At 63.9% G+C, this 13,823-nt stretch carries 13 protein-coding genes and 4 tRNA genes; 9 read left to right on the forward strand and 8 right to left on the reverse strand.

The window, feature by feature from the left end; translation table 11 throughout:
• Nucleotides 1–10: 10 nt before the first annotated feature.
• Nucleotides 11–325, reverse strand: a complete 315-nt coding sequence (locus BMY90_RS17070) for a hypothetical protein (protein ID WP_139201758.1) — start codon at nucleotides 323–325, stop codon at nucleotides 11–13.
• Nucleotides 326–351: 26 nt separating this feature from the next.
• Between BMY90_RS17070 and BMY90_RS14165 the strand changes: the two genes are divergently transcribed.
• The 3 genes from BMY90_RS14165 (at nucleotide 352) to BMY90_RS14175 (ending at nucleotide 619) form a co-directional block, all read left to right on the forward strand.
• A tRNA-Ala gene (locus BMY90_RS14165) sits at nucleotides 352–427 on the forward strand.
• A 9-nt stretch (nucleotides 428–436) separates the two neighbouring features.
• Nucleotides 437–512: transfer RNA gene (locus BMY90_RS14170), tRNA-Glu, on the forward strand.
• A gap of 30 nt (nucleotides 513–542) precedes the next feature.
• Nucleotides 543–619 (forward strand) — tRNA-Asp (locus tag BMY90_RS14175).
• Between the two features lie 94 nt (nucleotides 620–713).
• Here BMY90_RS14175 and BMY90_RS14180 read toward each other — a convergent pair.
• Both BMY90_RS14180 and ppsR read right to left on the reverse strand, forming a co-directional pair.
• Nucleotides 714–1,199, reverse strand: coding sequence for a DUF1249 domain-containing protein (locus BMY90_RS14180; RefSeq protein WP_008213855.1), 486 nt, complete (start codon nucleotides 1,197–1,199; stop codon nucleotides 714–716).
• A 25-nt stretch (nucleotides 1,200–1,224) separates the two neighbouring features.
• A complete protein-coding gene (gene ppsR, locus BMY90_RS14185; RefSeq protein WP_008213854.1) occupies nucleotides 1,225–2,040 on the reverse strand; it encodes a posphoenolpyruvate synthetase regulatory kinase/phosphorylase PpsR in 816 nt (271 codons plus the stop codon).
• 226 nt (nucleotides 2,041–2,266) lie between these two features.
• Between ppsR and ppsA the strand changes: the two genes are divergently transcribed.
• Nucleotides 2,267–4,657 (forward strand): phosphoenolpyruvate synthase, encoded by a 2,391-nt coding sequence (gene ppsA / locus BMY90_RS14190; protein WP_092704863.1) that lies wholly within the window; start codon nucleotides 2,267–2,269, stop codon nucleotides 4,655–4,657.
• 187 nt (nucleotides 4,658–4,844) lie between these two features.
• Complete coding sequence (locus tag BMY90_RS14195) at nucleotides 4,845–5,624, forward strand: TetR/AcrR family transcriptional regulator (RefSeq protein ID WP_008213851.1); 780 nt, start codon at nucleotides 4,845–4,847, stop codon at nucleotides 5,622–5,624.
• Here the strand turns inward: BMY90_RS14195 and BMY90_RS14200 are convergent.
• On the reverse strand, nucleotides 5,602–6,306 hold the full coding sequence (locus BMY90_RS14200) for a PP2C family protein-serine/threonine phosphatase (protein WP_037101152.1): 705 nt from the start codon (nucleotides 6,304–6,306) through the stop codon (nucleotides 5,602–5,604). The two genes, BMY90_RS14195 and BMY90_RS14200, sit on opposite strands and share 23 nt — an antisense overlap.
• 111 nt (nucleotides 6,307–6,417) lie before the next feature.
• Here BMY90_RS14200 and BMY90_RS14205 point away from each other — a divergent pair.
• Together BMY90_RS14205 and BMY90_RS14210 are read left to right on the forward strand one after the other, a co-directional pair.
• Nucleotides 6,418–6,507: transfer RNA gene (locus BMY90_RS14205), tRNA-Ser, on the forward strand.
• A 491-nt stretch (nucleotides 6,508–6,998) separates the two neighbouring features.
• Entirely contained in the window at nucleotides 6,999–7,256 is a 258-nt protein-coding gene (locus tag BMY90_RS14210; protein WP_092704865.1) for a hypothetical protein, read from the forward strand.
• Between the two features lie 103 nt (nucleotides 7,257–7,359).
• Here BMY90_RS14210 and dnaQ read toward each other — a convergent pair whose 3' ends face one another.
• From dnaQ to BMY90_RS14225, 3 genes are all read right to left on the reverse strand, one after another.
• A complete protein-coding gene (dnaQ, locus tag BMY90_RS14215; protein WP_092704868.1) occupies nucleotides 7,360–8,082 on the reverse strand; it encodes a DNA polymerase III subunit epsilon in 723 nt (240 codons plus the stop codon).
• The gene (rnhA, locus tag BMY90_RS14220) at nucleotides 8,079–8,534 is read right to left on the reverse strand and encodes a ribonuclease HI (RefSeq protein ID WP_008209854.1); all 456 of its coding nucleotides are present in this window, start codon (nucleotides 8,532–8,534) and stop codon (nucleotides 8,079–8,081) included. Before rnhA ends, dnaQ begins: the two co-directional genes overlap by 4 nt.
• Before the next feature lie 145 nt (nucleotides 8,535–8,679).
• Nucleotides 8,680–9,366, reverse strand: coding sequence for a methyltransferase domain-containing protein (locus BMY90_RS14225; RefSeq protein ID WP_092704870.1), 687 nt, complete (start codon nucleotides 9,364–9,366; stop codon nucleotides 8,680–8,682).
• A 205-nt stretch (nucleotides 9,367–9,571) separates the two neighbouring features.
• On the opposite strand from BMY90_RS14225, the gene gloB reads away from it, so the two are divergent.
• Together gloB and BMY90_RS14235 are read left to right on the forward strand one after the other, a co-directional pair.
• Nucleotides 9,572–10,336: a hydroxyacylglutathione hydrolase gene (gloB, locus tag BMY90_RS14230; RefSeq protein WP_092704872.1), complete on the forward strand. Its 765-nt coding sequence runs from the start codon at nucleotides 9,572–9,574 to the stop codon at nucleotides 10,334–10,336.
• Nucleotides 10,333–11,589: a transglycosylase SLT domain-containing protein gene (locus tag BMY90_RS14235; RefSeq protein ID WP_245735051.1), complete on the forward strand. Its 1,257-nt coding sequence runs from the start codon at nucleotides 10,333–10,335 to the stop codon at nucleotides 11,587–11,589. The genes gloB and BMY90_RS14235 overlap by 4 nt, the downstream gene beginning before the upstream one ends.
• Before the next feature lie 253 nt (nucleotides 11,590–11,842).
• Here BMY90_RS14235 and BMY90_RS14240 read toward each other — a convergent pair whose 3' ends face one another.
• Nucleotides 11,843–13,762 (reverse strand): SurA N-terminal domain-containing protein, encoded by a 1,920-nt coding sequence (locus BMY90_RS14240; protein WP_092704874.1) that lies wholly within the window; start codon nucleotides 13,760–13,762, stop codon nucleotides 11,843–11,845.
• Between the last annotated feature and the right edge of the window lie 61 nt (nucleotides 13,763–13,823).

Consider the following 13,823-nt stretch of genomic DNA (forward strand, 5'->3'; position numbering starts at 1 on the left):
GACGCGCCCGTCACGGCTGAACTTGATCAGCGACGAAGCTCAGCGAAAGTGCGTTCGTGCTGAGCGCAGTTTGCTGCCAGCGAGCAGAGTCGAAGCGCCCATCGGCGATCATCCTTCGACTCCGGCCCTGCGGGCCGACGCTCAGGGCGAACGATGAGATATCGACTGAATCTTGTCGCCCACCAAACGGCCGGATGAAGCGAGGACCCGGAGCTTCGGTACCCGACCATTGCGCAGGCACACTGCGCGCTCGCAACGAACGCATCGCCATTTTCACTTCGGTGAAAAATTTCTGGAAAAAATGCTTGACGGAATCGCGAACCACACCTATTCTTTCGGGCTTCCAGCGGCGGGGCCATAGCTCAGCTGGGAGAGCGCCTGCATGGCATGCAGGAGGTCGGCGGTTCGATCCCGCCTGGCTCCACCAACTTGAATTGTCCCCATCGTCTAGAGGCCTAGGACACCACCCTTTCACGGTGGCGACCGGGGTTCGAATCCCCGTGGGGACGCCAAGTTGGCTCGCAACGCTGGTTATACAATGTGGAGCGGTAGTTCAGCTGGTTAGAATGCTGGCCTGTCACGCCGGAGGTCGCGGGTTCGAGTCCCGTCCGCTCCGCCACTGTAAGCAGGAAACCCGCCTTGTGCGGGTTTTTTGTTGCTTGCATGGATACCCATCGGGCTGGCGCCCGCTCGCGGGCGCCTGCCAGGCGTCCCTACGATGTCTTCTGACCCTCACGTCCGGGCATCGGTGCCAGCGTGGCGACGGAATGTCCCTGCCCCGCCAGGTATTCCAGCCAGCGCGAGAGAAACCCGTTCATCTGCAGCCGGTGCTGGAACACCGTGTGCGCCGGCGGAAACGGGCCGAGCACTTGCCACAGGTGGCGTCCGGGATGGCAGTGCATCGCTTCGGCCACATGCGCGTCGGTATACATGCGCAACTGTGCCGAGGGCGACCGATGCCCCGTCTGCGCATCGACAAAGCCGTAGGTGAGTTCCAGTTCCAGCGTGTACGGATGGCATTCCTGCACCACCAGGTGCACCGGCAAGCCATCGGAAACATCCGACACGTAATCGCCCGCTTCCAGTGTCTGCGGTGCGAACAGTCGCACGAGCCGATGATAATTTTCGGCATACAACCCCATCAGGAACTCGAAGCGTCCCGGCAGCAGGCTGTGGCGATTGTCGAGTACGGCACTCATGCGGAAATGGAGACTCCGGAAAAGGTCAGAACATGGTTCGTTCGATACCGAAACGATCGAAGATCTTGCTGGCGATCTCCTCGATCGAGACGTGCGTGGTGTTGAGCGACGGAATGCCTGCCTGGCGCATCAGCCGATCAGCCTGCTCCAGCTCCCAGCGGCACTGCTTGAGCGTGGCATAACGGCTTCCCGGTCGACGCTGTTCGCGGATCTGTGCGAGCCGTACCGGGTCGATGGTCAGGCCATACAGGCGATCCTTCCAGGGCCGCAGCCGCGCGGGCAGTTCCAGTTTTTCGAGATCCTCGTCGGTCAACGGATAGTTGGCGGCACTGACCCCGTAATGCAAGGCCATGTAGAGGCAGGTTGGCGTCTTGCCCGAGCGCGATACACCCACCAGGATCAGATCCGACTCGGCGTAATTCACGTCGATGCCATCATCATGCGACAGCGCATAGTTGGTTGCGTTGATGCGCGCTTCGTACTTGTCGAAATCGACCAGTCCGTGCGAACGGTTCACCGCACCGGAACGCTTGGCGCCCAGCTCGTCCTCCAGCGGACCGATGAACGGCGCGAACACATCCAGCATCAACGCACCGGTACCGGCCACGATCTCGCACAGCGCGCGATCGGCCATCGTGTTGACCACGATCGGCCGCTCGCCGCTCTTCGCGTAATGCGTCTTGATGCGCAACGCGGCATTCTCCGCCTTGTGCACGTTGTCGATGAACGGCAAGCGGTGCTTGATGAAGCTCACCCCCTCGAACTGGGCAAGAATGCTGTTGCCGATCGTCTCGGCCGTAATACCAGTGGAATCGGAGATGAAAAATACCGTGCGCTGCATGGGTTGCCCGAGAGCCTTTGAAATATCCTCGGCGAACATTAGCGCATGCGTCGTCGCCTGTCTTTTCTGGACTCGAGCTGACTGGTATGCAGTTGGAGCGGCGATGGTTTGCAATGGTCTTCTTGTGCCACGCACCATCGACAGCGGACAATACCAGTCTTTGCGCGGCCTGATTCCAGCGCCGCCCGACGTCTTTACCACTATCGAGCTCTTTAAGGAGACTCCCTTGAACAACCTGGTGCTCTGGCTGGACCAACTGCGCATGACCGACCTTGGCAAGGTCGGCGGCAAGAACGCGTCGCTCGGCGAAATGATCGGCAACCTCGCCAAGCTCGGCGTCTCCGTGCCGGGTGGTTTTGCCACCACCGCCGATGCCTTCCAGCAATACTTGGAAAAGAGCGGCGTGGCCAAGCGCATCCAGGAACGCCTTTCCGGCCTCGACGTGGACGACGTCGATGAACTTACCCGCGCCGGCAAGGAAATCCGCGAATGGGTCACCGAAACCCCGCTGCCCGCCGAGCTGGACCAGGCGATTCGTGAGGCCTACATCAAGCTGTGCAAGGACGCCGGCGCCGACAACATCGCCGTGGCGGTTCGCTCCTCGGCCACCGCCGAAGACCTGCCCGATGCCTCGTTCGCCGGCCAGCAGGAAACCTTCCTCAACGTGGTCGGCATCGACGACGTGCTGCACAAGGTGAAGGAAGTCTTCGCCTCGCTGTACAACGACCGCGCCATCGCCTACCGCGTGCACCAGGGCTTCAAGCACGAGGACGTGTTCCTGTCCGCCGGCGTGCAGCTGATGGTGCGCTCGGATATCGGCGCCGCCGGCGTGCTGTTCACGCTGGACACCGAGTCTGGCTTCCGCGACGTGGTGTTCGTCACCGGTTCGTACGGCCTCGGCGAGATGGTCGTGCAAGGTGCGGTCAACCCGGACGAGTTCTATGTGTTCAAGCCCACGTTGAATGCCGGCAAGCCGGCTGTCCTGCGTCGCAATATCGGTGCCAAGCAGTTGCGCATGGTTTATTCCGATGCCCCGGGCGAACGGGTCAAGACCGAAGACACCCCGGCCGAGATGCGCACCAGGTTTTGCATCAGCGACGATGACGTGCAGGAACTCGCACGCCAGTCGCTGATCATCGAGAAGCACTACGGCCGTCCGATGGATATCGAATGGGCGAAGGACGGCAACACCGGCAAGCTGTACATCGTGCAGGCACGCCCGGAGACGGTGAAGTCGCGCGCACACGCCACCCAGCTAGAGCGCTTCCACCTCGGCGAAAAGGGCAAGGTGCTGGCCGAGGGCCGCTCGATCGGCCAGAAGATCGGTGCCGGCAAGGCGCGCGTGGTGCGCTCGCTGGCCGACATGAACAAGGTGCAGCCCGGCGACGTGCTGATCGCCGACATGACCGATCCCGATTGGGAGCCGGTGATGAAGCGCGCTTCGGCCATCGTCACCAACCGCGGCGGCCGCACCTGCCACGCGGCGATCATCGCGCGCGAGCTGGGCGTGCCCGCCGTGGTCGGCACCGGCAACGCGCTGGAGCTGATCCCTGACGGCACCGACGTCACCGTGTCCTGCGCCGAAGGCGACACCGGCACGATCTACGAGGGCATCCTGAAGTTCGAGCGGATCACCGCCGATCTCGGCGACATGCCCGAGGCGCCGCTGAAGATCATGATGAACGTGGCCAACCCCGAGCGCGCGTTCGACTTCGGCATGCTGCCCAATGCCGGCATCGGCCTGGCCCGCCTGGAGATGATCATCGCCAGCCATATCGGCATCCATCCCAGGGCGTTGCTTGAGTACGGCAAGCAGGATGCCGAGATCCGCGCGAAGATCGACGAGCGCATCGCCGGTTACGCCGGTCCGGTGGAGTTTTATGTCGACCGTCTGGCCGAAGGCATCGCCACCATCGCCGCCTCGGTATTCCCGAAGCCGGTGATCGTGCGCATGTCCGACTTCAAGTCGAACGAATACGCCAACCTGCTCGGCGGCGCGCGTTACGAGCCGCACGAGGAAAACCCGATGCTCGGCTTCCGTGGCGCCAGCCGCTACGTCGACCCCAGCTTCGCCGAATCCTTCGGGCTGGAATGCCGGGCGGTGAAGAAGGTCCGCGAGACCATGGGGCTGGACAACGTGTGGGTGATGATCCCGTTCGTGCGCACGCTGGAGGAAGGCCGCAAGGTAGTCCAGGTGCTGGAAAAGAATGGCCTCAAGCAGGGCGTGTCCCATGCCCAGGGCGACAAGCCGCTGAAGATCATCATGATGTGCGAGGTGCCGTCCAACGCCCTGCTTGCCGAGGAATTCCTCGAGATCTTCGACGGTTTCTCGATCGGCTCGAACGACCTCACCCAGCTCACCCTGGGCCTGGACCGCGACTCCAGCATCGTGGCCGGCCTGTTCGACGAGCGCAATCCGGCGGTGAAGAAGCTGCTGTCCATGGCCATCAAGACGGCTCGCGCCAAGGGCAAGTACGTTGGTATCTGCGGCCAGGGTCCCAGTGATCACCCCGACCTTGCCGAATGGCTGATGGAACAGGGGATCGAGTCGCTGTCGCTCAACCCCGACACCGTGGTCGATACCTGGCTGCGCCTGGCGAAGAAAAAGGCCGCCTGACGCACCCGGTTGCACACCGCGTCACTCATGAAAAAGGCGGGCCCGCGGGCTCGCCTTTTTCGTTTCCCCGTTCGCCCCGCCCTTTTCATCGTGCAACGCAACTTGCTCCATCCACGAGCAACCGCTAGCGTCATACACACGTTTGAACCATGCGCCGGTCCAGCACTGACGCAGCAAAGGGGAATCCATGGCCGTTCGCGAACATCCGCCCGGTGTCGACACGCGACACCGCCTGCTCGAGGCAGCCGAGTGGTTGTTCATCGAACGGGGTTATGAAGCACTGTCGATGCGTCTGGTCACCGCGCGCGCCGAGGCCAACCTCGCCGCCGTCAACTACCACTTCGGCAGCAAGGAAGCGATGCTGCAGGAGCTGCTGGCACAACGACTGGACCGGTTGAACGAGGACCGCCTGCGCCTGCTCGACGCCTGCGAAGCCGATGGCCACGTGCCGGATTACGAGACCATCCTCGGCATCCTGTTCGCGCCGGCATTGCAACTGGGACGTTCACCTGCCGGTGGCCCCGCATTCCTGCGCCTGCTGGGCCGCGTCTACAGTGATGCATCGCCGTTTATCCGCGACTATCTGCAGCGTCATTACCGCCCGATCTTCGAGCGCTTCTTCGAAGCCTTCGCCCGTGCCCTGCCCCAAACCCCCCGCAACGAACTGGGCCTGCGCCTGCACTTCGCGCTGAAGGCCTTGTCGGGCATGCTGGCTGCCGACGACATGAACGATCTGCTGGCCGAACTCAGCATGGGCCAGTCACTCGGCGATGCCGAGCTGCTGGCGCGGCTGGTCTCGCTGGTTTCGCCGGCACTGGTCGCACCACTGGGCAATCCGCGGCAAGTGAACCTGATCGAGCAACTGCTGCGCCAGAGCAATCAGCTTGCGGAAACGGCCCAGCCCGGCAGCACCGAACCGGATCGCTCCCGCGGCAAACGCGTGGTCAGCGTACGCGCGCCACGATAGCCGTCACATTGTCCTTGCCACCGCCATCGAGGGCGGCCAGCAACAGGTGATCCACGCACTCTTGCGCGGCCAGGTCCTGGCGCCCGACCACGCCGGCGATCGCCTTGTCACCCACATCCTCGGTCAGGCCGTCACTGCACAACAAAAAAGCCATGCCGCGCGCCAGTTGCCCGCGTGCCATGCCAACGTGCAATTGATCGCTGGCCGTGATCCCGAGAGCCTGGGTAATCACGTTGCGATGCGGATGTCGGGCTGCCAGCGCGGGGTCGAGCGAGCCGATGGCGACCAGCTCCTGTACCAGCGAATGGTCATGGCTGATCTGCCGCAAACCGTCCTGCCAGAGGTAAACCCGACTGTCACCGACCCAGGCCACTTCATAACCGTCGCCAACCAGGCGCAGCGCCGCCACCGTCGTACCCATCGGCAGTGCATCGACACCGTGATCACGCGCATGCCCGAGCAAGCGGGCACCGGCACCACGCACGGCGTCCGCCAGGGATTGCCCCCGCGCCACCATGTCGACCACCGCATCGCGCACCAGCGCCGCGGCGACTTCGCCGTGCTGATGCCCGCCCATGCCATCCGCCACCAGGAACAGGCCCAGTGCCGCGTCGGCGTAATAGGTGTCCTCGTTGCGCGTACGGCGCAATCCGACGTGGGTTCCGTGTCCGAATTCGATCATGGCCTGCAGCACTCGTTATGCCGATGCAGCATGCCGGATACACCGACTGTTGTCACGGCAGATTTGCCCGCGTATGATTGCCGGCTCGCACGCGCCACCGTGCACCCCATCGGAGAGGTGGCAGAGTGGTCGAATGTACCTGACTCGAAATCAGGCGTACGTGTAAGCGTACCGTGGGTTCGAATCCCACCCTCTCCGCCAGTAAAACAAAACGCCCCTTCGTGGGGCGTTTTGTTTTACTGGTGATGACGGCTGGGTAAGAACCCACCCGGTTCGACAAATTCGCCCGGAGCGAATTTGGACAGCCGCAGGCTGGCCCCGCAGCGCGCAGCGCGGAGGGGTTCGGCCCAAGGATGGGCCGAACAATCCCCCCCTCTCCGCCATTAAAGCAAAGCGCCCCCTCGTGGGGCGTTTTGCTTTAATGGCAGTGATGGCTGGGTAACAACCCACCCGGTTACCCGGCACACCCTGTGCCTCGCCCTACGGGCCGTCGGCTGTATCGATGTTCGACTACGGCATCCTGCCTTCGTCGTCGACAAACTTGCATCGGTTCCGCCTGGACTCGCCGGATGTGATCAAGATGCCTACCACCGGGTACAGACGGACACAGCAGAATTAGGAGTCGTCCGATTCCCTGCGCCACCGGTGGATCGCATCCTACTGACGCCCCCCGCCACGGAGTCACCGGCAGGATGCCGGGCATCATCCCGGCGCGGATGATGGGCAACGGGGCAGCTTTCACTTTTGCCGAGGGTGTCCACGTGAACGATGCAAAACTTTCCGCCACTCATCTTGAGCTGCTGCGGGCGCTGTCCGCGCGTGGGCAAGTCCCCCGGGCCGAAGTGCCGGCGCAGTTGTGGGAAGGACTGGAGGCGCGCGGGCTACTTGAGCGAACGCTCGCGGGGTACCTGCGACTGACCAAATACGGTCGCACCGCGTTGAACGAGTAGACAACCGTTCCAGCCGCCGTCCAATCGTCGAACACGCTGCGCACCTTGACCGGCGCTGTTGGCCGGGTCGGCACGGACTCGTCCACGCAACATTCGTGACGCTTCATCCAGCTGCGGATTCTTCCTTCCGCCACAAACTCCCACCCTCGCCGGCGCTTTTGTCCAGCGCATCCAGCAGGTGCTCGTGTGCGGCGGATTCGTCAGCACTTGCACGCAGCACTCGCGGGCGACGGGTCAGCGCCACTGGCTGCAGGACACTGGAGACCCGGGACTCGGCAGTCTCTTCGAACCCCAGGTCGAGCGCGACCTGGCCCGAGGTCATCGACAGATAGACTTCGGCCAGCAGCAGTGCATCGATCAGGCCGCCGTGCAGGTCGCGCGCAGAATTGTCCACGCCCAGGCGTTTGCACAAGGCATCCAGGCTGTTGCGCTGGCCAGGGTAGCGTTCGCGCGCCATGGCCAGGGTATCGAGCACCGGACAATGGTCGGCGATGCGGCCGTAGTGGGCACCAGCGCGCGCCAGCTCTGCATCGAGGAAGCCGACGTCGAAGCTGGCGTTGTGGATGATCAGTTCGGCGCCATCGATGTAGGCCAGGAACTCCTCGACCACGTCTTCGAAATGCGGCTTGTCGAGCAGGAATTCGTCGGCGATGCCGGTGACCTGTCGCGCGCCTTCGTCGATGGCACGATCCGGGTTGAGATAGGTCTGGTAATTGCGCCCGCTGGGGCGGCGTCCGACCATCTCGACGCAGGCGATTTCGATCAGGCGATGCCCCTGGCGCACTTCCAGGCCAGTGGTTTCGGTATCGAGTACGACTTGTCTCATGCCCTGTCCCGTTTGCCGTCGCGATACTGCTCGGCCTGTTCACGGGCGGCCTGGTCCACGCGCTCGTTCTCGGCGTGGCCGTTGTGTCCGCGCACCCATTGCCAGCGCACCTGATGCTTGCCCGTGGCATGGGAAAGACGTTCCCACAAATCCTGGTTCTTCACCGGCTGGCGGCCGGCCGTGCGCCAACCGTTGGCGCGCCATTTCGGCACCCACTGCTCGATCCCCTGCATGACATAACGGGAGTCGGTGGTGAGCACCACCTGGCACGGGCGCGTCAATGCCTCCAGCGCACTGATGGCGGCCAGCAATTCCATGCGGTTGTTGGTGGTATCCGGCTCGCCACCTGCCACGACGCGTTCCTTGCCGCCGGCCCGCAGCAGGGCAGCCCAGCCACCCGGGCCGGGATTGCCCAGGCACGCGCCATCGGTAAAAGCTTCAACATCAGTCACTCGGGTGCAACTCCTGGAAATGGGGAAAGAAGGGTGATCATGGCCCAGCGAACCGTCGAAAAACCGGCCTCGCAGGCAGGTACTTGGCCAGCTTCGCTGTCGTGAAGCACCCCGCCTCGAACGTTTCTGCGGCCCATGCTCGGGATCACGCGGCCGAGCTTCGCCTGGCGCCGGAAGCCAGGCTGGTCCCGGCGCGTGCCGGCACGGAATGCTGGCGCAATCGTATCGGCTGGCTCATGGAGCGGCGCTTGCGTGCCACCAGCACGTACCCCCCTCCCAGCGGATGGACGTTCGCGTGCGCATCGACCTGCAGACTTGGCCACAACCGACCCACGCGCTGGACTCGCTCGACCAGCAAATCGGCCCGCCGCAACCAGCCGCCAAGTTGCAATGGCGTGTTCAAGTGAGCCTCGGTGCCATGCATGCGCCAGTGCCACCACGGCGACCAGCCGCCGAACGGGTGCACCCCGGTCAACGCAAGCACGCCGCCCGGTGCCAGGCATCGGATGATGTCGCCAAGCAAGGCGGGCGGCAGCGGCGCCATTTCCAGCGCGTGCCGAAGCAGCACCAGGTCGAAGGCGTCGTCGATGAACGGCATCGGCTCGCGCGGGCTGGCGCGCACATCGCCACCAAGTCGCTCCCCGGACAGGCGAAGCCGGGTCCAGTGCCCCAGCAGCGGCAAGGCGGGCGGCGCGTCATCGGGCGCGGCCGACACCAGCAGGCCGCGCGTTCCCGCGCAGCGCTGCAGCATGGGCATCAGCGCGGCCATCTCCTCGGCCAGCAATCCCCTCATGGGCGCGCTGGCATAGATGTCGTGGTCACGCTTTGACATGCGTCGAACGGCTCGTCGCGGGGCGGAAACCCGGTCAGTGTACTGGTTGGCGATGCAAAGACGAACCACCGCACGAGGCTGAATGACCGAACGGGCATTTAACCGTCACCTAACGAGAGAGCGGACACCGGGCCTTATAGTCGGGGACTTCGCCTGGACATGGCCGTCACGACGACTGTTCCAGGCCCTTGCGCGGAGCGTCCACTTGCACGTCGTACCGATCCCGGCCCTTGCCGACAACTACATCTGGTTGCTGCACGACGGGCATGGCTCGGCACTGGTTGTCGACCCGGGCGAGTCGGCTCCGGTCGAGGCGGCGCTTGCCGCCTCGGGGCTGACCCTTCGCGCGATCCTGCTGACGCATCATCATCCCGATCACATTGGCGGCGCGGCGGCATTGCGCGAATCGCATGGCGTGCCGGTATATGCACCCGCCGACGAGCGCATCGACCTGGCCACCCACCACGTGGCTGACGGCGATACCGTGATGCTCCCATCCCCCGCCGCACGGTTTCGGGTCATCGCGGTTCCCGGCCATACCACCAGCCACGTGGCATACGTGGGCGAAGGCGTGCTGCTGTGCGGCGACACCCTGTTCAGCCTGGGCTGCGGGCGCATGTTCGAGGGAACCCCGGCGCAGATGCTGGCGTCGCTGGACCGACTCGCGACCCTGCCCGGCGACACGCGGGTGTGCTGTGGCCATGAATACACGGCGGCCAACGGGCGCTTTGCCAGCACCATCGAGCCGGAAAATGCCGCGCTTGCCGCCCGCGTGCAGCAGGTCGCGACGCTTCGCGCGGCGAACCGACCCAGTGTGCCTGGCACGCTGGCCGACGAGCTCGCCGCCAATCCGTTCCTGCGCGTCGACAGCCACGCGGTGATCGACTGGTGCCGGCGTCACGAAGTACACACCGATGACCGGATTGCCCGCTTCGCCGCGCTGCGCGGCGCCAAGGACACATTCGGATGAACGACCGGCGCTGGCGATCCCTGTTGCCACTGGCCATGGCCACCCTGCTGGGTGCCTGTGCCACGGCGCCACGACCCCGTCACGCGCCACAGATCATTCTGCCGGCTCCTGTCGTGCCCACGGCACCCGCCCGCGTCAAGGCCCTGCTTCCGACTCATTCCGAGGACGTCTGGAGCAGGCTTCGACAGAGTTTCGCGATGTCCGATTGCGATGCCGACCCGCAGATTCTTTCCTGGGCCCGCCGTTACACCCGCGACCCGCAGCGTTTTGAAGCCCATGTTCGCGAGATCATGCCGCGCCTGACCTACGTGGAGCAGGTCGCCGCCAAGCACGATGTCGCCGGCGAGTTTGTGCTGCTGCCCTGGGTGGAAAGCCACTTCCAGCCGGTATCGGGCCACGGCCGCCACCGGGCCGCCGGCATGTGGCAGATCGTACCGAGCACGGCCCGGGCCATCGGCCTGAAGGTCGGCCATGATTACGACGGTCGCTATGACGTACCCGCAGCCACCGAAAGCGTGATGGCCCTGCTCAGTCGCTACCATGGCGACCTGCACGACTGGCGACTGGTTGACTACGCCTATAACCGTGGCGAATTCGCAGTGCGCCGGTTGGTGCAGCAGCATGGCGCGCCAGCAGACGAGCCCGTGATTCCCAAACTGCCGGTTTCACGCACGACGCGCGAACACCTGACCAAGCTGCTGGCTATCGCCTGTGTGGTGCGCGAACCGTCCCGTTTCCATGTCAGCCTGCCATTGCTGCCAGCAGGGGATCATCTGGAAACGGTCGAAGTGAAACACCCGATGCCGTTGAGCAAGGCAGCCGCGCGCGCGGACATGCCCTTGCGCAAGCTAAAGCACCTCAACTCGGCCTACCGCAATGGACACATCGCGGTAGCCAGCACACCGGCACATCTGCTGCTTCCACGCCACCGCGCCGCGCAATGGCGCGATGCCGCCCGGCAGGCCGAAGACGGCAACCTGACCGCCAGTGTCATGCCGCAGCCGATCACGCTGCCTTCGCTGTCGTCTCCAGACAACGGTCCGACGTCGCAGAGCGAGGTCGAGCAATCCCCACCGCTGGATTCATCGGCATCCTCCACGCCAACGCGCCATCACACCGTGCGCCCCGGCGAAAGCCTGTGGTCGATCGCCCGCCATTATTCGATAAGCGTGGCCAAACTCGAACGCTGGAACCACCTGCACAAGCACAAGATCAAACCCGGCCAGGTGCTCAAGGTCAGCGCACCAGGCTGATCCCGGTCTCGCACGACCCCGGACGCCAGGATTCGACCCGCAACCATGGACAGCAGCGGCGACGGATTCCGACACCGTGCTTCCGTCGGCATGCATCCATGATGCGCTCGACGGCTTTTGTCTTGGACCGCCACCCCCGGGTCGCTCGCACGAATCGCCCAACCCCGCTCCCACACCGCAAACGCCCATGCAAAAAGGGCAGCCCGCGGGCTGCCCTTTTCAATCCGTCACGGATTCACCGTATTCGTCGGGATTACATCCGATCCTCGGCAATCTTGACCGGCGTCTTCGCCTTCAGGATGTCGATGAAACCGTGCGTCGCCATATTGCCGAATGCCTGAGCCATCTGATTGCGCAGCTGCTCGCGCTGGGCCGGCGTGATCTTGGCGAGATCGCCACCTTGCACCTTGTCCACGCCCACGATGGCGAAGACCCCGTCACCCACGGCCACGCTGGAGAACTCCGGCTTGTCCTTGGCCGGATGCGGCAACAGGAAGGCCTGGCTGCGAACCTGCGCGGGCATGCTCTGGGCTGACGGCGCCCGCGGCATGCGCATGGCATCGCTGACGCTCACCACGTTGGCCCCCGCGGACTTCGCCACGGCCTGGATGTCCTCGCCCTTGCGCAGGCGTGCAAGCAAGCCATCGGCACGCTGCTTCGCGGCGGCAATCACGCGATCATCGAGGATCTTCTGCTTGATGCTGTCGCTGACCTCGGCCAACGGGCGCACGGCCTTCGGCTCGTGCTTGTCCACACGCACCACCACGGCGTCATCCGTGCCCAGGTTGATCAGGCTGGAATTGTTGCCCTGGGCCAGCACGTCGTCCGAGAACGCCGCGGCGATGACCTTGGCGTTTGCGGCAATCCCGGTGCCACCGCTGTGGGAAAACAGACCGGTGGTCTTGACCGGCAGGTCCAGGTTTTTGGCCGCCGTGTCCAGCGAGCCGGGGGTCTGGTAGCTCGCGTCGGCCAGCTTGCCCGCCACTTCATTGAACTTGTGCTCGCGGTCCGCCTTGATGGCTTCCTGCGCCAGCTCGGCCCGCACCTGGTCGAACGGCTTGATCTTGCCGCTCTGGACATCACGCAGGTAAATGATGTGGTAACCCTCGGGCGACAGCACCGGCTTGGAAATCTCGCCTTTCTTCAAGGAGAACATGGCCGTGTCGAAGGCGGCGTTGGTCACGCCCTTCTGCAGCCAGCCCAGGTTGCCGCCCTGGCTCTTCGAACCCAGGTCGTCCGAATCCTTCTTGGCCAATTCGGCAAAATCGGCGGGCGTGGCTTCGGCAGCGATCTTGTCGGCCTTGGCCAGTGCGGCCTTCTGCTGCGCCGGCGTGGCATTCTTCGGCACGTTGATCAGGATGTGCGAAACCAGTCGCTGTTCCGGCTGTACGAAGCGCGACTTTTCGTCCTGGTAACGCTTCTTCAGCTCGTCCTCGCTGGGTTGCGCATCGAGTTTGAGGTCGGCGTCGTTCACTTCGATGTATTTCAGCGATACCTGTTCCGGCCGCATGAAATCGGCCTGATGACCCTTGTAGTAGCTGGCGATCTCGTCGTCGGTCACGGTACTGTTTGCCGGCGCGGGACGGGGCAAGGTGAAGTACTGCACGTCGCGACGCTGCAGCTGCAAGTCGAGGTAACGGTCCATGTCCGCATCGGTGACGATGGCACTGTCGTTGATCGCATCGGGCAACAACGCAACCGCCATGCTCGAGCTCTGCTGCTCCTCGAACATTTCCGGCGTCATGCGATTGGCGGCCAGCACCGAACGATAGGTCTCGGGATCGAACTTGCCATTGACCTGGAAGGCCGGCACGTTCGCGATGGCGTCGCGCAGCGCCTGGGTCGACACGCGCATGCCAAGGTCGCCATTGGCCTTGAGCAGCAGTTGCTGGTCTACCATCGCATCCAGGATACGGCGCTTGTTGGCGGGTTTCTCGAAGGCCGTACCATCGAACTGGTCGCCTTCCTGGGCCATTGCCTGCTGGCGGATCTGGTTCATCCGGTCGCGGAATTGCTGCTGGCTGATCTCATGCTTGCCGACTTTCGCCACGTAGGTATCCACGCGCGAACTGAAATAACCTTCGATGCCGAAAAACGACATCGCGAAGGTGGCAACGCCCAGCACGATGATGGCTGGCCACCCCTTCATCTTCTCACTCATTGCCTGCAGCATGAACTCTTCCCGCAATTCGAATGATGGTGGTACCCGGGAGGCCGGGCACAAGAACCCCTAG

Source organism: Rhodanobacter glycinis (assembly GCF_900114325.1).
GTDB lineage: Bacteria > Pseudomonadota > Gammaproteobacteria > Xanthomonadales > Rhodanobacteraceae > Rhodanobacter_A > Rhodanobacter_A glycinis.

Excerpts from the sequence above, each read along its gene's own strand:
- BMY90_RS14180 (WP_008213855.1), bottom strand. The coding sequence starts at position 1,199 with ATGAGTGCCGTACTCGACAATCGCCACAGCCTGCTGCCGGGACGCTTC.
- ppsR (WP_008213854.1), bottom strand. The coding sequence starts at position 2,040 with ATGCAGCGCACGGTATTTTTCATCTCCGATTCCACTGGTATTACGGCC.
- BMY90_RS14195 (WP_008213851.1), top strand. The coding sequence starts at position 4,845 with ATGGCCGTTCGCGAACATCCGCCCGGTGTCGACACGCGACACCGCCTG.
- BMY90_RS14200 (WP_037101152.1), bottom strand. The coding sequence starts at position 6,306 with ATGATCGAATTCGGACACGGAACCCACGTCGGATTGCGCCGTACGCGC.
- BMY90_RS14210 (WP_092704865.1), top strand. The coding sequence starts at position 6,999 with ATGCCGGGCATCATCCCGGCGCGGATGATGGGCAACGGGGCAGCTTTC.
- dnaQ (WP_092704868.1), bottom strand. The coding sequence starts at position 8,082 with ATGAGACAAGTCGTACTCGATACCGAAACCACTGGCCTGGAAGTGCGC.
- BMY90_RS14225 (WP_092704870.1), bottom strand. The coding sequence starts at position 9,366 with ATGTCAAAGCGTGACCACGACATCTATGCCAGCGCGCCCATGAGGGGA.
- BMY90_RS14235 (WP_245735051.1), top strand. The coding sequence starts at position 10,333 with ATGAACGACCGGCGCTGGCGATCCCTGTTGCCACTGGCCATGGCCACC.
- BMY90_RS14240 (WP_092704874.1), bottom strand. The coding sequence starts at position 13,762 with ATGCTGCAGGCAATGAGTGAGAAGATGAAGGGGTGGCCAGCCATCATC.